Origin of the sequence: Pseudorhodoferax sp. (assembly GCF_047601025.1) — a bacterium.
GTDB lineage: Bacteria > Pseudomonadota > Gammaproteobacteria > Burkholderiales > Burkholderiaceae_C > Pseudorhodoferax.
The window spans coordinates 1,000,032-1,019,711 of record NZ_JASGJZ010000001.1 but is presented as its reverse complement, the minus strand read 5'-3'; the positions used below and the strand labels follow the sequence as shown (position 1 = coordinate 1,019,711).

Below are 19,680 nucleotides of genomic sequence, written 5' to 3'. Positions count from 1 at the left end.
CGCATGCGGCGGGCGGGCAGGAGGGCGGGCCTTGGGCCTCGTGCGGGGCGGGTCATCGTGCGGCCGATGATATCGGCGCGGCCGCGGCGGGATAATCGCGCCCATGGCGCTGACCATCACCGACGAGTGCATCAACTGCGACGTTTGCGAGCCCGAGTGCCCGAACGACGCGATTTCCATGGGCGAGGCGTTCTACCAGATCGACCCGGGCCGCTGCACCGAGTGCGTGGGCCATTTCGACGAGCCGCAGTGCGTGCAGATCTGCCCGGTGGCCTGCATCCCGGTGCATCCGGATTTCGTCGAGAGCCGCGAGACCCTGTGGGCCAGGTATCGCCGGCTGCAGGCCGAGGCCGGCAAGCCGGTCGCCGATCTAGGCCAGGAAGCTGTGAACGGATCCCTCCCGCCCACGCAAGGCCCCCGATAAGCGTCCACGCACATCGCCATCGCCGTGCCCGAGGCCTCGCCCTTGGGACCGGGGCACGCCTCCCATGCGGGCGTTGCAGTCCTTGCCCTGGCGCCAGCCTGCGCCTACGCCTGTGGCCCGGCGCCACCCGCCGTGGGCGCGATCGATCCATTCACCGCTTCTGAGGCCCCGGGAGCGGGCGGCGGCGCCTGCCGCGGCGGCTTCGGCCGGGGCGGCTTGCTGGTGTGGATCTGCAGCATGGCCTGCGTGAAGTCGCCGGCCGCCAGCAGCGGCAACGCGCGCGCCGAGCGGGCGATGCACTCGTCGATCGCCGCGCGGTGCTCGGCCGACGGCTTCTTCAGCACCCAGCCCAGCACCTGGTCCTTGGCGCCCGGGTGGCCGATGCCCAGGCGCAGCCGCCAGTAGTCGGGCGAGCCGAGCTGGGCGTGGATGTCGCGCAGGCCGTTGTGGCCGGCATGGCTGCCGCCCTGCTTGAGCTTGACCTGGCCGGGCACGATGTCCAGTTCGTCGTGGGCGACCAGCACTTCCTCGGGCGCGATCTTGAAGAAGCGCGCCAGCGCCGCGACCGACTTGCCCGACAGGTTCATGAAGGTCTGCGGCTGCAGCAGCCACACGGTCCGGCCCTGCACCTGGGCACGCGCGGCCAGGCCGAAGTAGTTCTTCTCGGGCACCAGCGACACCTTGAGTTCGCGTGCCAGCGCGTCGATGAACCAGAAGCCGGCGTTGTGCCGCGTCTGTTCGTACTCGGGGCCGGGATTGCCGAGGCCGGCGAAGAGCTTGATCATGGCTGCGATTGTTTCCGATCGGCCGCCAAGAGAAACGGCCCGCCGAGGCGGGCCGTCGTGGCGGAGCGCAGGGCTTACTTCTTGCCCTTGCCCTTGGCGGGAGCCGCCGGCGCAGCGGCTGCGGCGGCCGGCGCGGCTTCTTCCTCGACCGCCGGGGCCGTGGCCGATGCCAGCACCGGCGTCTTGCGGCCGTGGCCGACCCACTTCACGCCCTTGGGCAGCTTGATGTCGTTCAGCGTGATGGTGCCGTTGTTCTTCAGGCCCGACAGGTCCACCTCGATGAACTCGGGCAGGTCGGCCGGCAGGCAGTTGACTTCCAGTTCGGTCGTCACGTGGTTGACCAGGTTGTGGTCCAGCTTGACGGCGTCGGACTCTTCCTCGCCCTTGAAGTGCAGCGGCACCTTCAGGTTCATGCGGGTCCTGGCGTCCACGCGCTGGAAGTCGATGTGCAGCACCTGCTGGCGGAACGGGTGCATCTGCACGTCGCGCAGCAGCACCTTGCTGACCTGGCCCGCCAGTTCCATCTCCAGCACGGAGGAGTGGAAGGCTTCCTTCTTCAGGGCGTGCCACAGCGCGTTGTGGTCCAGCTCGATCAGCTGGGGCTCGCCGGAACCGCCATAGACGATGCCGGGCGTCTTGCCGGTGATGCGCAGACGGCGGCTCGCACCCGTACCCTGCTTGTTGCGCTCGAAAGCGACGAATTTCATGTGAACTCCTGTGGAAACGGGCCGCGACCAGCTCCGCTCCGGTTGAAAAGACGCCGCCTCGGACGAGGCGGCGCGGCTTGGCGCCTGCGGGACCTAGAACAGGTTGTTCTGCTCCGAGAACAGGCTCATGACCGACTCGCCGCGGGCGATGCGCTGGATCGTCTCGGCGATCAGCGGCGCCACGGTGAGCTGGCGGATCTTGCGGCAGCCCGCGGCGGTCTCGCTCAGCGGGATGGTGTTCGTGACCACGACCTCGTCCAGCGCGGAGCCCTGGGCGATGCGCTCGATGGCCGGGCCGGAGAAGATCGGGTGCGTGCAGTAGGCGTAGACGCTCTTGGCGCCGCGCTCCTTGAGCACCTCGGCCGCCTTCACCAGCGTGCCGGCGGTGTCGATCATGTCGTCCATGATCACGCAGTTGCGGCCGTCGATCTCGCCGATCACGTGCATCACCTCGCTGACGTTGGCCTTGGGGCGGCGCTTGTCGATGATGGCCATGTCGCAGTTCAGCTGCTTGGCCAGCGCGCGTGCGCGTACCACGCCGCCGACGTCGGGCGAGACCACGATCAGGTCCTCGTAGTTCCTCTGGCGCAGGTCGCCCAGCAGCACCGGCGAGGCGTAGATGTTGTCGACCGGGATGTCGAAGAAGCCCTGGATCTGGTCGGCGTGCAGGTCCATGGTCAGCACGCGGTCCACGCCGGTGGCCTGCAGCATGTTGGCCACGACCTTGGCCGTGATCGGCACGCGCGCCGAGCGCGGGCGGCGGTCCTGCCGGGCGTAGCCGAAGTAGGGGATCACGGCGCTGATGCGCTCGGCCGAGGCGCGCTTGAGCGCGTCGACCATGATCAGCAGCTCCATCAGCGTGTCGTTGGTCGGCGCGCAGGTGCTCTGTACCACGAACACGTCGCGGGCACGCACGTTCTGGTTGATCTCGACCGTGACCTCGCCGTCCGAGAAGCGCCCCACGCTGGCGGCGCCGAGCGTGATGCCCAGATGGTGCGCGATCTCCGCCGCCAGGCCCGGATTGGCGTTGCCGGTGAAGATCATGAAGTCGGGATGGGCCTGCATCACGTGCCTCGGCAAAAAACCGCCAGAAAAAAACGGGCCTGTGTCAGGCCCGGCTTGTCAGGTGGCAGGGGAAGAAGGATTCGAACCTTCGCATGCTGGAATCAAAATCCAGTGCCTTAACCAACTTGGCGACTCCCCTACACAGGTGTCCGGCCAGGCCGTCCACCGTTCAATCGTCGCTGGAGGCCCACCCCGCCAAGGGATGGACATCCATATTGCTGCAAAGCCGTGCCTGCCAGCCCTCCGGAACCGCCGGATGCTCCGGCGAGGACCAGGGTGCGAACACTGCGCTTCCAGAACCCGTCATTTTGCCCGTTGCGCCAGCCGCTGCAAGCCATCCGAGGGCTTTGGCGACATCTGCGCTCAGGTTCTGAGCGACGGTCTGCAAGTCGTTTCGGCCAAAGCCGAATGGGTCTGCAGCAAAGCCTAAGAGTGTAGCACGATCCGTGTCGCGCTTGAGAAGTGGCGACGTGAAAATTCTGGCCGTCTCCAGTCCCTCGGCCGGCTTGACGACCAGGAAGCGGGCCGGCGGCACCGCCACCGGCTGCAGGGATTCGCCGATGCCCTCGACCCAGGCGTTGCGGCCGAACAGGAAGAACGGCACGTCCGCGCCCAGCGCCAGGCCGATGCGCGACAGGGTGCGCACGCCGAGGTTCAGGCCCCAGAGCCGGTTCAGCGCCAGCAGGCAGCTGGCCGCGTCGGACGAGCCGCCGCCCAGGCCGGCCTGGCTCGGAATGCGCTTGTGCACGCCGATGTGCGCGCCCAGGCGGGTGCCGGCGGCCTGCTGCAGTGCGCGCGCGGCGCGCAGCACCAGGTCGTCGGCCGGCAGTGGCGCGGCGAGGTCCTCGCGGCTCAGGCCGCCGTCGCCGCGCAGCTCGAAGTGCAGGCTGTCGTGCCAGTCGATCAGCATGAACACCGACTGCAGCAGGTGGTAGCCGTCGGCACGGCGCCCGGTCACGTGCAGGAATAGGTTCAGCTTGGCCGGTGCGGCCACGTCGTACAACGTCTTCATGGCTGCTGCAGCACCACGCGCAGTTCGGCCGGCGGCAGCGGCATGTCGCGGCGGGCCGACAGGCGGCCGTCGGCGATGCGCGACAGGTCGGCCTGCCAGCCGGGCACGTCGGCCGGCCGGCCGTCCAGCCAGGCGAACAGGGCTGCCAGCGGCAGGGAGGTGCCGGTGGCGTCCTCGGTCAGGGCATCGATCGAGTCGTACAGCCGCAGCTCGCCGCGGGCCAGCAGCTCGGCCCGGCCCGCCGCCCAGCGCAGTTCGGCCAGCGTGGAACCCAGCGGCGAATACAGCCGCAGTTCGCCGGCCTGCGGCGCGCCGCGCAGTTCGAACGCCGCATTGAACGACTGGGGCGGATCGCTGGCGATCTGCAGCGCGAGCCGGCCGGCCCAGAGCAGTGGGTAGTCGGCCGGCGGCGGCAGGGCCGCGCAGCCTGCCAGGCCCAGGGCGGCGGCCAGCAGCAGGGCGCGGCGGGCGTGGTCCGGTGCCGGGGTGGGCATCGGCGTCAGAGGCCGCGGATGCGCAGCCGCTTCAGCGTGGCGCGCAGCGTCTCGTTGTCGGCCGACAGCGCCAGGCCTTCGCGCCAGATGGCGAGCGCGCGCTCGCGCTGGCCGGCGGCCCACAGCACCTCGCCGAAATGGGCGGCGATCTCGGCGTCGGGCTTGGCCGTGAACGCGCGCTCCAGGATGCGCAGGGCTTCCTCGCGGTTGCCGAGACGGAATTCCACCCAGCCCAGGCTGTCGGCGATGAAGGGGTCGTTCGGCACGAATTCCAGCGCCTTCTGGATCAGGCGCTTGGCCTCGTCCAGCCGCACGTTGCGATCGGCCAGCGAATAGCCGAGCGCGTTGTAGGCGTGGTGGTAGTCGGGCCGCAGCGCGATCAGGCGGCGCAGCAGCCGTTCCATTTCGTCGAGGTGGCCGAGCCGCTCGGCCATCATGGCCTGCTCGTAGAGCAGGTCGGGATCGTCCGGCGACCGCTCCAGCGCGGCCTGCAGCAGGTCGTAGGCATCGCGGTAGCGCTTGGCGTCGCGCAGCAGCTGCACCTCGGCGTTGAGCTTCATGCGCGCCTCGTCGGCATTGCGCTCGGGCAGCGCGCGGATCATCGCGCGGGCCTCGTCCACCCGGCCCTGCCGCGCCAGCAGCGAGGCGCGGCGGCCCTGCGCGGCCAGCAACTCGTCGGCGCCGTCGATGCGGTTCAGCCAGCCCTCGGCGCCGGCGTAGTCCTTGCGCTTCTCGGCGGCCTGGGCCAGCGCCAGGTAGGCCTGGTTGACGGCGCGCTTGCGCTGTTCGCTGTCGGGCAGCGCCTGGGCCAGCGCCAGGAAGCGCTGCAGCGAGGCCTCGGCCTGGCTGGTGCGCCCGTCCTGCGTCTGCAGCATGCCCAGCACCAGCCAGCCGTCCGCGAAGTCGGGCTGGCGGACGGTGAGCTCTTCGAGCTGCGCGGTGGCTTCGGCGTAGCGCATCTCGTCGAGCAGGGCGCGGGCGTAGGCGAGCTGCATCTCCGGCGACGGGCTGGCGCGCAACTGGCGCAGCACGATTTCCTCGGCCTGCGGCCGGCTGCGGCCGAACAATTCCAGCGCCAGCAGGGCCGGCGCCAGCGCCCCGGGCTCGATCTGCTGCGCCCGTGCGGCGGCGTCCAGGGCGCCTGCCGCATCGCCGGCGAGCTGGCGCATGCGGCCGATGCTGCTCCAGGCGGAGGCGCCCGTGGTCTTGTCCGCGGTGTAGGGCTCCAGGGCCTGCTCCACCACCTGCAGCGCGAGCTGCTTGTCCGGCGCGCGGGCATAGACGTGCGGCACGGCCAGGATGGCGGCGTTGCGCTCCATCGGCGGGCTGCTGGCGATCTCGCTGCGCAGCGGCTCGATGGAATCCTGCAGCCGGTTGGCGGCCACCAGGACCTGCAGCAGGAAGCGGTTGGCCTCGCGCGAATCGGGCAGCGCGTCGCGCCACGCCCGCGCGGCGCGCAGCGCGGCATCGGGCGAGCGCGATTGCAGCGCGATCGCGATGGCACGCTGGAACAGCTGCGGGTCCTTGGCCTTGATCGCGGAGTCCAGGATCAGCGCATAGCCGGCGGCGCGGTCGCCCGTGGTGACGCTCAGCTCGCCCAGCAGCAGCTCGTAGAACAGCTCGGAGGTCAGCGCGGACTGCGCCGGTGGCGTATCGGGTGCAGGGGTATCGGTCGCGGGGCCGGCGGCGGGTGTCTGCGCATGCGCCGGCAGCAGGCCCAGCGCGAGTGTCAGCGAGACGAGACTGCGGGCGGCCGGTCGCAGGAGTCGCTTCATCGACCCATCATAATCCACGCCGCCCAAGCCTTTCGCCCATGCCGGAGTTGCCCGAAGTCGAAGTCACGCGCCGCAGTTTCGCCGAGCGCATCGCCGGCGCCGCCGTGACCGGCGTGCGCCTGGGCAAGCCGCTGCGCTGGGCCCTGGGCTGCGCGCCGCAGGCGCTGCTGGGGCGGCGCGTGGAGGCCGTGCGCCGGCGCGGCAAGTACCTGCTGATCGACCTCGACCAGGGCCTGCTGCTGCTGCACCTGGGCATGTCCGGCAGCCTGCGCTTCGATGCGGTGGCGGGCCCGGCCGGTCCGCACGACCACTTCGACCTGGAGACTTCGCGCGGCGTGCTGCGCCTGCACGATCCGCGGCGGTTCGGCGCGGTGGTGCACGTCGACGGGCCGCAGGCACCGCAGGCCGTCAAGCTGCTGGGGCGCCTGGGCGTGGAGCCGCTGGACGAGGGCTTCGACGCGGCGCTGTTCCATGCCGGCCTGCGGCAGCGCGCCGCGCCGATCAAGCAGGTGCTGCTGGCGGGCGACCTGGTCGTCGGCGTCGGCAACATCTATGCGTCCGAGGCCTTGTTCCAGGCCGGCATCCGGCCGACGACGCGCGCGCACCGGCTGGGCGCTGAGCGTGCGCGCCGGCTGCACGCCGCGGTGCGCGAGGTGCTGGAGCGGGCCGTGGAGCGCGGCGGCAGCAGCCTGCGCGATTTCTCCGATGCCACCGGCGAGGCCGGGCATTTCCAGCTCGAAGCCATGGTTTACGGCCGCGCCGGCCAGCCCTGCCGCGTCTGCGGCACGCCGATCCGCGCGATCCGCCAGGGCCAGCGCTCGACCTTCTTCTGCCCGCAGTGCCAGAAAGCCTGAATCCGCGCGCGCCGGGATGGGCGGCCGGGCAGGTCGTGCGCTGGCAGGCCAGCCATGGCCGCCATCGGCTGCCCTGGCAGAACACGCGCGACCCGTACCGCGTCTGGCTGTCCGAGATCATGCTGCAGCAGACGCAGGTGGCGGCGGTCGTCGGCTACTACGCGCGCTTCCTGGCGCGCTTTCCGGACGTGCGGGAACTCGCGGCGGCCGGCGAGGACGAGGTGCTGGCGCTGTGGGCCGGGCTGGGCTACTACAGCCGCGCGCGCAACCTGCACGCCTGCGCGCGCGCGGTCGTGGCCGTGCACGGCGGGGAGTTCCCGCGCACGGCCGAGGGGCTGCAGGCGCTGCCGGGCATCGGGCGCTCCACCGCCGCGGCGATCGCGGCCTTCTGCTTCGGCGAGCACGTGGCCATCCTGGATGGCAACGTCAAGCGCGTGCTGACGCGGCTGCTGGGCTTCGGCGAGGATCTGGCCGAGTCGCGCCACGAGCGCGCGCTGTGGGCGCTGGCGACCGAGCTGCTGCCGCCGCCGGACGGGGATCCGCAGGCGATGCCGCGCTACACCCAGGGCCTGATGGATCTGGGCGCCACCGTCTGCACCGTGCGCAGTCCGGCCTGCCTGCTGTGTCCGCTGCAGGCGCGCTGCGTGGCGCGGCGCGAGGGGCGCACGCAGGACTACCCGGTCAAGACGCGCAAGCTGCGGCGCAGCCACGCCGACTGGTGGCTGCTGTGGGCCGAGGACGACGCCGGCCGCGTGCTGGTCGTGCGGCGGCCCGGCCGGGGCGTCTGGGCCGGCCTGCACTGCCTGCCCGTATTCGAGGACGAGGCCGCGCTGCTGGCCGCCCTGCCGCCAGCCCGGCATGCGCTGGCCGAGGCCCTGCCGGCGTTCACGCACGTGCTGACGCACAAGGATCTGCTGCTGCACCCGGTGCGCGTGCCGCTGCGGCCGGCCGAGTGGGGCGGCGACGGCCTCTGGGCCACTGCTGCGGACCTCGACCGGCTCGGCCTGCCGGCGCCGGTCAGAAGACTGTTGTCCCCCACGTGGGACCGGGCGCCGGTCCCATGACGCTGCTGGCGTGCGCGTCCAGTTCGCGGTGGCGCTTGAGCGTGACCCAGTTCTGGCTGAAGGCCAGCGCCAGTTCCTCCACCAGATAGACCGACCGGTGCTGCCCGCCGGTGCAGCCGATGCCGACCGTGACGTAGCTGCGGTGGTCGCGCGCCAGCGGCTCCAGCCAGTGCACGAGGAAGCCCTCGATGTGGCGGAACATCCGGTGGACCTCGGCGCTCTGGCGCAGGAAGTCGGCGACCGGCGCGTCCATGCCCGTCAGCGGCCGCAGGTCCGGGTCGTAGTGGGGGTTCGGCAGCATGCGCACGTCGAACACGTAGTCCGCGTCCAGCGGGATGCCGCGCTTGAACGCGAAGGATTCGAACACCAGCGTCAGCTGGCTGTTCGGCGCCGCGATCAGCGACTTGACGTAGCCCTGCAGCTGCGAGGAGCGGATGATGGTCGTGTCGATCACGTGGGCCTGCTCGCGCAGGTCGGCCAGCAGTTCGCGCTCCAGCTCGATGGCCTCGTACAGCGCGTTCTGCTGGTCCAGCAGGTCGCGCCGGGACAGCGGATGCCTGCGGCGCGTCTCGGAATAGCGGCGCACCAGCGTATCGGTGCCGGCCTCCAGGAACAGGGACTTGATCGTGGTGCCCTGGCTGCGCAGCGTATGCAGCTGGGCCGGCACCAGCGGCAGCGCCGTGGCGCTGCGCACGTCCATCGCGATCGCCACGCGCAGCGTGCCGTGCTGGCGCTCCAGTTCGGCGAAGGTCAGCAGCAGTTCCGGGGGCAGGTTGTCGACGCAGTAGTAGCCGGCGTCTTCCAGCGCATGCAGCGCCACCGACTTGCCGGAGCCGGACATGCCGGTGATCAGCACGATCTCGAGCGGGCCGGCCTGCCTCATGCCGCCCCCAGCATCTCGCGGGCATGGGCCAGCGTGGTGCCCGACAGCCGTTCGCCGCCGAGCATGCGGGCCACCTCGGCGGCGCGCTGCTCGCCCCGCACCTCGGCCACGCGGCTCAGCGTGGCCGCGCCTTCGCGCTGCTTGGACACGACCAGGTGGTGGTCGGCGCAGGCCGCGACCTGCGGCAAGTGCGTGACGGCCAGCACCTGGCGCTCGGCGCCCAGCTGCTTCATGAGCCGGCCCACGGTCTCGGCCACGGCGCCGCCGACGCCGGAGTCGACCTCGTCGAAGATCAGCGTGGGCGCGCCGCCGAGCGAGCTGGTGGTGACGGCGATGGCCAGCGCAATGCGCGACAGCTCACCGCCCGAGGCCACCTTGGCGACCGGGCGCGGCGTGCTGCCGGCATGGCCGGCGACCAGGAACTGCACCTCTTCCAGGCCCTGCGAGGACGGCTCCGCCAACGGCTCCAGCGCGACCGCGAAGCGCCCGCCCTGCATGCCCAGCGCCTGCATCGCGGCCGTGACGGCCTTGGCCAGCTTCGGCCCGGCCAGCGCGCGAGCCTTGCCGACGCGCCGGGCCTCGGCCTCGAAGGCGGCGAAGGCGGCGCGCTCGGCCGCCTGCAGCACGTCCAGGTCGGCGGCCGCGTCCAGGCGCGCCAATTCTTCCTTCCAGCCGGCCCACAGCGCGGGCAGATCCGCCGGCGGGCGCTTGTAGCGCCGCGCCAGGCCCATCCACAGGCCCAGGCGTTCGTCCAGCACGGCCAGGCGGCCGGGGTCCAGCTCGGTGCGGCGCAGGCTGGCATGCAGGGTGTGCAGCGCGTCTTCGGCCTGGGCCAGGCTGGCGGCCAGTACTTCGGCCATCGCGCCGTATTCGGGCGCCACGTGCTGCTGGTCGGCCAGCACCGACTGCGCGCGCGCCAGGCCTCGCAGCGCGCCCTGGTCGTCGTCTTCCAGCGCCGCGATCGCGCTGTGCAGCGCATCGAGCAGCGCCTGGGCGTTCGAGAGCCGCCCATGGTCGGCGTTCAGGCTGTCCCATTCGTCGATGCCGGGGGCCAGCTTGTCGACTTCGGCGATCTGCCAGGCCAGGCGCTCGCGTTCGCGCTGCAGCGAATCCTGCGCGGTGCGCGCGTCGTCCAGCGTGCGCAGGGCGGTGCGCCAGCCAGCCCACAGGCGTTCCAGCGGCGCCACGTCCAGCCCGGTGTAGGCGTCCAGCAACGCGCGCACGCTGGCCGGGCGGGTGAGGCTCTGCCAGGCATGCTGGCCGTGGATGTCGAGCAGCAGGTCGCCCAGTTCGCGCAGCTGCGCGGCGGTCGCGGCGCTGCCGTTGATCCAGGCGCGGCTCCTGCCCTGGGCGTCGATGCTGCGGCGCAGCAGCAGCGTGTCGGCAGCGTCGAAGCCGGACTGCTGCAGCCAGCCGGCAACGGCCGGCGTGGCATCGAATTCCGCACTGACCTCACTGCGCGGCGCGCCGCCTTCCCGCACCACGCCGGCATCCGCGCGTGCGCCGAGCGCCAGCTGCAGCGCGTCGACCAGGATGGACTTGCCGGCCCCGGTCTCGCCGGTCAGCACCGTGAAGCCGGCCGCCAGGTCCAGCTCGAGCTCGCGCACGATCACGAAGTCGCGCAGGTGCATGCGCCGCAGCATGTCAGTTCTCCACGGCGCCGGCGCGCCGCCCGCAAGGCATGCAACTGGACGGCAAGCAGTGGTTCGAAAGGCCCAGGCCATGCCAACGGGCGCCGCGGGCCGGCTTTGCCGGACCGCAGGCGTGCCTTGCGGGCCGCAGCGGCTCCGGAGGAGCGGCCTCGGCGGACCGTCGAAGCCTGCGCAGGCAGGCTTGGAGCCGCGACCCTCCGTCCCCTGGGGGTTGGCGCAGCATGCGGCGCGGAGACTGGGGGTGGTTCATTTCAGGCGCCCCCGTTCCAGTGCAGCTTGACCCGCAGCGTGTCGAAGTAGTGCCAGCCCTTGGGATGCAGGAAGCGCACGCAGTGCTGCGAACGCCGGACCGTGATGCGATCGCCCTGCTGCAGCGCGGCCAGCGATTGCATGTCGAAGTTCGCGCTGGCGTCGCGCTCGGACACCAGCTCGATCGCCACCTCGGCCGGATCGGCCAGCACCAGCGGCCGGTTGGACAGCGTGTGCGGCGCGATCGGCACCAGCACCCAGCCGGGGATCGACGGATGCATCAGCGGCCCGCCGGCCGACAGCGCGTAGGCCGTGGAGCCGGTCGGCGTGGCGATGATCAGGCCGTCGCAGCGCTGGTTGGAGACGAAGTGCCCGTCGATCTCGATGCGCAGTTCCACCATGCCCGAGGTCGCGCCGCGGTTGACGACCACGTCGTTCATGGCCCGCGCGTCGAACACGCATGCGCCGTCGCGCAGTACGCGCGCGTGCATCAGGCTGCGGTGGTCCTCCTCGTAGGCGCCGGCCAGCATCGGCGCCAGCGCGGCCTGGTAGCCGTCGATCGGGATGTCGGTGATGAAGCCCAGCCGGCCCTGGTTGATGCCGATCAGCGGCACGCCGTAGGGGGCGAGCTGCCGGCCGATGCCCAGCATCGTGCCGTCGCCGCCGACGACCAGCGCCAGGTCGCATTGCTCGCCGATCGCCTGGACGTCCAGCGCCTCGAACTCGGTCAGCCCGGTGCTGGCCTGGACCTGGCGGTCCAGCACCACCTCGCAGCCCTGGCGGATCAGGAACTGCGCGATCTCGCGCAACGCGCCGGGCGGCGTCGGCGTCGATCCGCCGAAGGCCGAAGGCTGGTACTTGCCGAACAGCGCGACGCGGCGGAATGTGGGGTTCATCCGACAAATTTACCTCACTAGAATGGGCCGATGCTGGATGATCGCGCCAAGTTGCTGATGAAAGCGCTGGTCGAGCGCTACATCGCCGACGGCCAGCCCGTCGGTTCGCGCACCCTGTCCAAGGCCTCCGGGCTGGACCTGTCGCCGGCCACCATCCGCAACGTGATGTCCGATCTGGAGGACATGGGCCTGATCGCCAGCCCGCACACCTCGGCCGGGCGGGTGCCCACGGCGCGCGGCTACCGGTTGTTCGTGGACACCATGCTGACCGTCCAGCGCGACGGGCTGCAGCCCCCCGAACTGGTCGCCGAGCAGCCGCAGAAGGTCATCGCCAATGCGGCGCAGCTGCTGTCCAACCTGTCGCAGTTCGTCGGCGTGGTGCTGGCGCCGCGGCGCGCCTCGGTGCTGCACCACATCGAGTTCCTGCGGCTGTCGGAGCGGCGCGTGCTGGTCATCATCGTCTCGCCCGATGGCGACGTGCAGAACCGCGTGCTGTTCACCGAGGTGGACTACACCCAGTCGCAGCTGGTCGAGGCGGCCAACTACCTGAACGCCCACTACGCCGGCTTGGCGTTCGAGCAGGTGCGCGACCGGCTGGCCGGCGAGGTCGAGCGCCTGCGGGCCGAGATCGCCACGCTGATGCAGGCGGCCGTCAGCATCGATGCCCAGGCGGGCCAGCCGGCGGGCGAGGTCGTGATCTCGGGCGAGCGCAACCTGCTGGCCGTCAGCGATTTCTCCAGCGACATGCGCAACCTGCGCCGCGCGTTCGACCTCTTCGAGCAGAAGACCCAGCTGCTGCGGCTGCTGGATGTCTCCAGCCGTGCCGAGGGCGTGCGCATCTTCATCGGCGGCGAGAGCAGCGTCGTGCCGATCGAAGAGCTGTCGGTGGTCAGCGCGCCGTACGAGGTCGACGGCCAGGTGGTCGGCACGCTGGGCGTGATCGGGCCCACGCGCATGCCCTACGACCGCATGATCCAGATCGTGGACATCACGTCCAAGCTGGTCAGCAATGCGCTGAGCCGGCCGCGCTGAGCCTCTCCTACAATCCCGGGCGCCCGCGCTGGCCGCCTGGGACCCTAGCTCATGCTGGTTAGAGCAGCGGACTCATAATCCGTTGGTGCCGAGTTCGACTCTCGGGGGTCCTACCAAATTCCATGCCGGTTGTGTGTCGTGGTCGACACGATTGGTGGCACGGCACGTGCTATTCTTTTTGCGAACCTGTCGCGCAAGCGGCCAGATCTCCATTGCCGGCACGCGCCGGTCCTGTTTCGGGCTCCACCCATATGATTCTTGTCACCGGAGGCGCCGGCTACATCGGCTCCCATGTCTGTGTCGAACTGCTCCAGGCGGGCCAGGCCGTCACGGTATTCGACAACTTCAGCAACAGCAACCCCGAGTCCCTGGCGCGCATCGAGCGCATCACCGGCAAGGCACCGGCGCTGGTGCGTGGCGACATCCGCGACCGCGCGGCGCTGGAGCAGGCGATCCGGGACAGCGGCGCCGGCGCCGTGATCCATTTCGCCGGCCTGAAGGCCGTCGGCGAGTCGGTCGAGAAGCCGCTGGACTACTACGACAACAACGTCGTCGGCACGCTCCGGCTGCTGGAGGCGATGCGCGCCTGCGACGTGCGCCAGCTGGTGTTCAGCTCGTCGGCGACGGTCTACGGCGATCCGCAGCGCCTGCCGCTGACCGAGGACCATCCGCTGTCGGCCACCAATCCCTATGGCCGCAGCAAGCTGATGATCGAGGACATGCTGCGCGACCTGGAGCGCAGCGACCCGAGCTGGCGCATCGCGATCCTGCGCTACTTCAACCCGGTCGGCGCGCACGCCAGCGGGCTGATCGGCGAGGATCCGCGCGGCGTGCCGAACAACCTGATGCCCTACGTGGCCCAGGTCGCGATCGGCCGGCGCGAGCAGCTGCAGGTCTGGGGCGACGACTATCCGACGCCCGACGGCACCGGCGTGCGCGACTACATCCACGTCGTGGACCTGGCCATCGGCCACCTGCGGGCGCTGGAGCGGCTGCAGTCGCGCGCCGGCGGCGTGACCGTGAACCTGGGCACCGGCACCGGCTACAGCGTGCTCGACATGGTGCGCGCCTTCGAGCAGGCCAGCGGCCGGCCCGTGCCCTACAAGATCGCGCCGCGCCGTGCTGGCGACGTGGCTTCCTGCTATGCGGACCCGGCTGCCGCGGCCGAGCAACTGGGCTGGCGCGCCGAGCGCGGCCTGGTCGCCATGTGCCAGGATGCCTGGCGCTGGCAGAGCCAGAACCCGAACGGCTACGCGCGCTGATTTCCTGAACCGCCTGTCGAGAAACGAACGTCCGATGCTGATCCAACCCGTCGTCCTGTCCGGAGGCTCCGGCACCCGTCTGTGGCCGCTGTCGCGCGAGAAATATCCCAAGCAACTGCTGCCGCTGATCGGCGACGATTCCCTGCTGCAGGCCACGGTGCGGCGGGTCGAGGGCCTGCAGGGAGCCGAACTGGCGCCGCCGATGGTGGTGTCGAACGAGGAATACCGCTTCGTGATCGCCGAGCAGCTGCGGCTGATGGGCAAGCCCGGCACCATCGTGCTGGAGCCCGCCGGCCGCAACACGGCGCCAGCGCTGACGCTGGCGGCGCTGGTCGCACGGCGCGACGGTGCCGACCCGGTGCTGCTGGTGATGCCGGCCGACCACGTGATCGTGGACGTGCAGGCGTTCCAGGCTGCCGTGGCCGAGGGTGCGTGCCTGGCCGATGCCGGCGCCGTGGTCACGTTCGGCATCACGCCGGACACGCCCGAGACCGGCTACGGCTACATCCAGTCCGGCGCTCCCTACGCGGATGGCGCGGGCGGTGCGCGCCTGATCGCGCGCTTCGTCGAGAAGCCCGACCGCGCCACGGCCCAGGGCTACCTGGACGCCGGCGGCTACGCCTGGAACAGCGGCCTGTTCATGCTCAAGGCGTCCAACTGGCTGGCGGCCATCGGCGCCTGCCGGCCCGACATCCTGGCGGCCTGCGACAGCGCCTGGAGCAAGGGTTCAGCCGACGGCGAGTTCCTGCGCGTGGACAAGGTCGCCTTCGCCGCCTGCCCCAGCGACTCGATCGACTACGCGGTCATGGAGCGCCTGACCGCGGGCGCCGAAGGACTGCCGGCCGGCGTGGTGCTGCCGCTGTCGGCCGGTTGGTCCGACGTGGGCGCCTGGGACGCGCTGTGGCAGGTGCTGCCCAAGGACGGCGACGGCAACGTGGTCCAGGGCGACGTGCTGCTGCACGACAGCCACAACACGCTGGCGCTGTCCGAGGGCCGCCTGGTCGCCTGCGTGGGCGTGGACGACCTGGTGGTCGTCGAGACGGCCGACGCCGTGCTGGTCGCGCGCAAGGACAGGACGCAGGACGTCAAGAAGATCGTCGAGGCCCTCAAGCGCGATGGCCGCAGCGAAGGGCAGCTGCATCGCAAGGTGTTCCGCCCCTGGGGCTGGTACGACAGCGTGGACAACGGCGCGCGCTTCCAGGTCAAGCGCATCGTGGTCAAGCCCGGCGGCCAGCTGTCGCTGCAGATGCACCACCACCGGGCCGAGCACTGGATCGTGGTGTCGGGCACGGCCAAGGTCACGCGCGACAAGGAGACCTACCTGGTGTCCGAGAACGAGTCCACCTACATCCCGCTCGGCGCCACGCACCGGCTGGAAAACCCGGGGCGTCTGCCGCTGGAGATGATCGAGGTGCAGTCCGGCAGCTACCTGGGCGAGGACGACATCGTGCGCTTCGAGGACGTCTACGGCCGCTCGCAGTGATGCGCTGAGACCGGCGGCAGGCGAGCGCATGCCGCCGCCGGCGCCCGTCAGCCGGTGTTGCGCAGCCCGGCCGAGATGCCGTTGATGCAGATGTGGATGCCGGTGCGCACGCGCTCGTCCGCCTTGCCTTCGCGGTAGCGGCGCACCAGCTCGACCTGCAGGTGGTGCAGCGGGTCGATGTACGGGAAGCGGTGGCGGATCGAGCGCTGCAGCGCCGGGTTGCCGGACAGCCGCTGCTTCTCGCCGGTGATCTGCGCCAGCGCCTGCGCCGTGCGCAGCCACTCGGCCTCGATCATGCCGAACACCTTCCGGCGCAGCCTGGCGTCGCCCACCAGCTCGGCGTAGCGCGAGGCCAGCGCCAGGTCGCTCTTGGCCAGCACCATGTCCATGTTGGACAGCAGCGTGCGGAAGAACGGCCACTGGCGGTACATCTTCTGCAGCAGCGCGAGCCGTTCCTTGGCGCCGGATGCCTTCCTGCGGCTGCCGCTGCTGGCATCGTCCTGCTGCCCGGTGCCGGCCAGGAAGGCCTCCACGGCCGAGCCGAAGCCGTACCAGCCCGGCAGCGTCAGCCGGCACTGGCCCCAGCTGAAGCCCCAGGGGATCGCACGCAGGTCCTCGATCTTCTGGGTGGCCTTGCGCGAGGCCGGGCGCGAGCCGATGTTCAGCTCGGCGATCTCGCGGATCGGCGTGGACTCGAAGAAGTAGTCGGTGAAGCCCGGCGTCTCGTAGACCAGTTGGCGGTAGGCGCGCATGCTGGCGTCGGACAGCGCGGCGGCGGCGTCCAGGAAGGCCGGCGTGGCGGCCTTGGTCGGCTGCAGCAGCGTGGCCTCCAGCGTGGCGGCGACCAGCGTTTCCAGGTTGCGCCGGCCGATTTCCGGGTTGGCGTACTTGGAGCCGATCACCTCGCCCTGTTCGGTCAGCCGGATCTGCCCGCGCACGGTGCCGGGCGGCTGGGCCAGGATGGCCTGGTAGCTCGGGCCGCCGCCGCGGCCCACGGTGCCGCCGCGGCCGTGGAACATGCGCAGGGTGATGTCGTGGCTGGCGGCCAGCTCGTCGAACAGCTCGACCAGCGCCAGCTCGGCGCGGTACAGCTCCCAGTTGCTGGTGAAGATGCCGCCGTCCTTGTTGCTGTCGGAGTAGCCGAGCATGATGTCCTGCTCGCCGCCGGAGCGCTGCATCATCTGCGCGATGCCCGGCAGCGCGTAGAAGTCGCGCATGATGGGCGCGGCATTGCGCAGGTCCTCGATGGTCTCGAACAGCGGCACCACGATCAGGTCGCAGACGGCGCCCTCGGCGCGCGCGCCGCGGCCCTTGGGCTCGTCCAGCATGCCGCGCATCAGGCCCACTTCCTTCTGCAGCAGCAGCACCTCCAGCAGGTCGCTGACGGTTTCGGTGTGGCTGATGATGTAGTGGCGGATGGCGTTGCGGCCGTAGCGCTCCAGCACGCTGCGCGCGCTCTCGAAGATCGCGATCTCGCTGCGCACGTGGTCCGAGTACTGCGCGCCCAGCACGCGCAGCGGCCGCGCGTCGTTCAGCAGGCGCAGCAGCAGCGCCCGCTTGGCGGCCTCGTCCAGCGCCGCGTAGTCGGGTTCGACGCGGGCCGTGGCCAGCAGTTCGGCGACCACCTCCTCGTGCTTGTCGGAGCTTTGGCGCAGGTCCAGCGTGGCCAGGTGGAAGCCGAACACGTCCGCCGCGCGGATCAGCGGGTGCAGCCGCTGCGCCGTGAAGGCCGCGCCGTGGTGCGACTTCAGCGACGCCTCGATCGTGCGCAGGTCGGCCAGGAATTCCTCGGACGTCAGGTACGGGTTCTGCGGCGCCACGGCATGGCGCGCGGCGTCGCCGCCGGTCAGCCTCTTCAGCGTGGCGGCCAGGCGCGCGTACATGCCGGTCAGTGCGCGCCGGTAGGGCTCGTCCCGCCGGTGCTCGCTGGGGTCGGGCGAGCGTTCGGCCAGCGCCAGCATCTCGGGCGGGATGCTGACCAGCCGGGCCGACAGCGACAGCTCCGCGCCGAGGCGGTGCACCTGGGTCAGGTAGAAGCGCAGCGCGATCTCGGCCTGGTGGCGCAGCGCGTATTCCATGGTCTCGGCGGTGACGTTGGGGTTGCCGTCGCGGTCGCCGCCGATCCACTGGCCCATGCGCAGGAAGCTGGCCACGCTCTGGTTGCCGAGTTCGCGTTCGAGCTGCGCGTACAGCTTGGGGATCTCGCGCAGGAAGGTCGACTCGTAATAGGAGAGCGAGTTCTCGATCTCGTCGGCCACCGTGAGCTTGGTGTAGCGCAGGAGCCGCGTCTGCCACAGCTGCATCACGCGTGCGCGCAGCTGGGCCTCGTTGGCGGCCAGTTCGCGCGGCGTCAGCGCATCGCGCCCGCCGCTGGCCAGCTGGGCGCGCAGCTTGATCTCGTCGCGCGCGGCCAGCAACTGGGCGATGTCGCGCTCGGCATCCAGGATGCTCTTGCGCTGCACCTCGGTCGGGTGCGCGGTCAGCACCGGCGAGACGTAGCTGGTCGCCAGCGTCATCGCGATCGCCTTGGGCGCGATGCCGGCCCAGCGCAGGCGCGACAGCGCCACGTCGATGCTGCCTTCCTGCGTGTTGCCGGCGCGCTCGTGCACGGCGCGGCGGCGGATGTGGTGCCGGTCCTCGGCCAGGTTGGCGAGATGGCTGAAGTAGGTGAAGGCGCGGATCACGCTGACCGTCTGGTCGCCGGTCAGGCTCTTGAGCAGCTTCTTGAGCGCCTTGTCGGCTTCTTCGTCGGCGTCGCGGCGGAACGCGACCGACAGCTTGCGCACCTGCTCGATCAGGTCGAACGCGGCAGCGCCGTCCTGCTCGCGGATCACGTCGCCGAGCAGCCTGCCGAGCAGCCGGATATCCTCGACCAGCGGACGCTCGTTGTCGCGCGCGGCGGTCCGACTGCGCGGCGCCGGTGCGGGAGAGGAAGCCGCTGCCGCGGCGGGAGAGGCGGGCGCCGGTTCGTGTGTCTTCATGGCGGAGGGGGAGGGGGCTGCAAGGCGTTGTGCAAGAACGATGCCACGCCTTGGTGGGAGAACGCCCCATGCTAGCATCCGGCCCCCGCGGCCGCTGCCGGCCCGTTCCCGGTTGGTTACCAGCGTGCACGCTTCCTCTTCGTTCCCCCCGGTCGTGATCGCCACCCGCGAGAGCCGCCTGGCCTTGTGGCAGGCCGAGCATGTGCAGGCGCTGCTGGCCCGGCGCGGCGTGCAGGCCAGCCTGCTCGGCATGACCACGCGCGGCGACCAGATCCTGGACCGCACGCTCAGCAAGGTCGGCGGCAAGGGCCTGTTCGTGAAGGAGCTCGAAGCCGCCTTGCAGGAGGGCCGCGCCGACCTCGCCGTGCATTCGCTCAAGGACGTGCCGATGGAGCTGCCGGACGGCTTCGCGCTGGCCTGCGTGCCGGAGCGCGAGGACCCGCGCGATGCCTTCGTCTCGCCGCGCCATGCGCGCTTCGCGGACCTGCCGCACGGGGCGGTCGTCGGCACCTCCAGCCTGCGCCGCGGCGTGCTGCTGCAGGCGCTGCGGCCGGACCTGGACATCCAGCCGCTGCGCGGCAACCTGGACACGCGGTTGCGCAAGCTCGACGACGGGCAGTACGCGGCCATCGTGCTGGCGGCGGCCGGCCTCAAGCGGCTGGGGCTGCAGGAGCGCATCCGCGAGACCTTCGAGCCCGACGCCATGCTGCCGGCGGCCGGCCAGGGTGCGCTCGGCATCGAGGTGCGGGCCGACCGCGCCGACCTGCAGGCCCTGCTGGCGCCGCTGGCGCACACGCCGACCTGGCTGGCCGTGGCGGCCGAGCGCGCCGTCAGCCGCGCGCTGGGTGGCAGCTGCTCCATGCCGCTGGCCGCCCATGCGCAATGGGGGGCCGCGGGCCTGCGGCTGCGCGGCGCCTGGGGCGACCCGGACGTCCGCGGCGTGCTGGTCCGTGCCGAAGCCGAAGCCGCCGTGGGGAGCCTGTCCGACGCCGAGGCCCTGGGCCGGCAGGTGGCGCAGGCGCTGCGCGCCGGCGGTGCGCACGCGGTCGGCTGAGGGCGGCG

The 19,680-nt window shown here is 71.2% G+C and carries 17 protein-coding genes and 2 tRNA genes; 8 read left to right on the top strand and 11 right to left on the bottom strand.

What is annotated here, in order from left to right:
* The first annotated feature begins 103 nt into the window (after positions 1-103).
* Positions 104-424: a YfhL family 4Fe-4S dicluster ferredoxin gene (locus QM782_RS04875; RefSeq protein ID WP_415201795.1), complete on the top strand. Its 321-nt coding sequence runs from the start codon at positions 104-106 to the stop codon at positions 422-424.
* A gap of 104 nt (positions 425-528) precedes the next feature.
* On the opposite strand, the gene pth is transcribed toward QM782_RS04875, so the two are convergent.
* The 7 genes from pth to QM782_RS04840 form a co-directional block, all read right to left on the bottom strand.
* Positions 529-1,209, bottom strand: a complete 681-nt coding sequence (gene pth, locus QM782_RS04870) for an aminoacyl-tRNA hydrolase (protein ID WP_415201794.1) — start codon at positions 1,207-1,209, stop codon at positions 529-531.
* A gap of 74 nt (positions 1,210-1,283) precedes the next feature.
* Positions 1,284-1,916 (bottom strand): 50S ribosomal protein L25/general stress protein Ctc, encoded by a 633-nt coding sequence (locus tag QM782_RS04865; protein ID WP_415201793.1) that lies wholly within the window; start codon positions 1,914-1,916, stop codon positions 1,284-1,286.
* A 93-nt stretch (positions 1,917-2,009) separates the two neighbouring features.
* On the bottom strand, positions 2,010-2,981 hold the full coding sequence (locus QM782_RS04860) for a ribose-phosphate pyrophosphokinase (protein WP_415201792.1): 972 nt from the start codon (positions 2,979-2,981) through the stop codon (positions 2,010-2,012).
* Positions 2,982-3,043: 62 nt separating this feature from the next.
* A tRNA-Gln gene (locus tag QM782_RS04855) sits at positions 3,044-3,120 on the bottom strand.
* A gap of 30 nt (positions 3,121-3,150) precedes the next feature.
* Entirely contained in the window at positions 3,151-3,993 is an 843-nt protein-coding gene (ispE, locus tag QM782_RS04850) for a 4-(cytidine 5'-diphospho)-2-C-methyl-D-erythritol kinase (RefSeq protein WP_415201791.1), read from the bottom strand.
* On the bottom strand, positions 3,990-4,487 hold the full coding sequence (locus QM782_RS04845; RefSeq protein ID WP_415201790.1) for an outer membrane lipoprotein LolB: 498 nt from the start codon (positions 4,485-4,487) through the stop codon (positions 3,990-3,992). The genes ispE and QM782_RS04845 overlap by 4 nt, the downstream gene beginning before the upstream one ends.
* Before the next feature lie 5 nt (positions 4,488-4,492).
* Complete coding sequence (locus QM782_RS04840; protein WP_415201789.1) at positions 4,493-6,262, bottom strand: tetratricopeptide repeat protein; 1,770 nt, start codon at positions 6,260-6,262, stop codon at positions 4,493-4,495.
* 38 nt (positions 6,263-6,300) lie between these two features.
* Between QM782_RS04840 and mutM the strand changes: the two genes are divergently transcribed.
* Positions 6,301-7,116 (top strand): bifunctional DNA-formamidopyrimidine glycosylase/DNA-(apurinic or apyrimidinic site) lyase, encoded by an 816-nt coding sequence (gene mutM / locus QM782_RS04835; RefSeq protein ID WP_415201788.1) that lies wholly within the window; start codon positions 6,301-6,303, stop codon positions 7,114-7,116.
* On the top strand, positions 7,092-8,180 hold the full coding sequence (gene mutY, locus QM782_RS04830; RefSeq protein WP_415205590.1) for an A/G-specific adenine glycosylase: 1,089 nt from the start codon (positions 7,092-7,094) through the stop codon (positions 8,178-8,180). Before mutM ends, mutY begins: the two co-directional genes overlap by 25 nt.
* Here mutY and rapZ read toward each other — a convergent pair.
* From rapZ to QM782_RS04815, 3 genes are all read right to left on the bottom strand, one after another.
* On the bottom strand, positions 8,134-9,063 hold the full coding sequence (gene rapZ, locus QM782_RS04825; RefSeq protein WP_415201787.1) for an RNase adapter RapZ: 930 nt from the start codon (positions 9,061-9,063) through the stop codon (positions 8,134-8,136). The two genes, mutY and rapZ, sit on opposite strands and share 47 nt — an antisense overlap.
* On the bottom strand, positions 9,060-10,706 hold the full coding sequence (gene recN, locus QM782_RS04820; protein ID WP_415201786.1) for a DNA repair protein RecN: 1,647 nt from the start codon (positions 10,704-10,706) through the stop codon (positions 9,060-9,062). Before recN ends, rapZ begins: the two co-directional genes overlap by 4 nt.
* Before the next feature lie 260 nt (positions 10,707-10,966).
* Entirely contained in the window at positions 10,967-11,860 is an 894-nt protein-coding gene (locus tag QM782_RS04815; RefSeq protein ID WP_415201785.1) for an NAD kinase, read from the bottom strand.
* 30 nt (positions 11,861-11,890) lie between these two features.
* Here QM782_RS04815 and hrcA point away from each other — a divergent pair, with 30 nt between their 5' ends.
* From hrcA to QM782_RS04795, 4 genes are all read left to right on the top strand, one after another.
* Positions 11,891-12,892 carry a heat-inducible transcriptional repressor HrcA gene (hrcA, locus tag QM782_RS04810; protein WP_415201784.1) on the top strand — a complete coding sequence of 334 codons (1,002 nt, stop codon included), beginning with the start codon at positions 11,891-11,893 and terminating at the stop codon, positions 12,890-12,892.
* 38 nt (positions 12,893-12,930) lie between these two features.
* Positions 12,931-13,008 (top strand) — tRNA-Ile (locus QM782_RS04805).
* Positions 13,009-13,143: 135 nt separating this feature from the next.
* Complete coding sequence (gene galE / locus QM782_RS04800) at positions 13,144-14,154, top strand: UDP-glucose 4-epimerase GalE (RefSeq protein ID WP_415201783.1); 1,011 nt, start codon at positions 13,144-13,146, stop codon at positions 14,152-14,154.
* A gap of 34 nt (positions 14,155-14,188) precedes the next feature.
* A complete protein-coding gene (locus QM782_RS04795; protein ID WP_415201782.1) occupies positions 14,189-15,637 on the top strand; it encodes a mannose-1-phosphate guanylyltransferase/mannose-6-phosphate isomerase in 1,449 nt (482 codons plus the stop codon).
* Positions 15,638-15,684: 47 nt separating this feature from the next.
* Here the strand turns inward: QM782_RS04795 and ppc are convergent, their stop codons facing one another.
* Positions 15,685-18,618 (bottom strand): phosphoenolpyruvate carboxylase, encoded by a 2,934-nt coding sequence (gene ppc, locus QM782_RS04790; RefSeq protein WP_415201781.1) that lies wholly within the window; start codon positions 18,616-18,618, stop codon positions 15,685-15,687.
* Positions 18,619-18,658: 40 nt separating this feature from the next.
* Here ppc and hemC point away from each other — a divergent pair, with 40 nt between their 5' ends.
* Positions 18,659-19,672, top strand: coding sequence for a hydroxymethylbilane synthase (gene hemC / locus QM782_RS04785; protein ID WP_415201780.1), 1,014 nt, complete (start codon positions 18,659-18,661; stop codon positions 19,670-19,672).
* Positions 19,673-19,680: the final 8 nt, after the last annotated feature.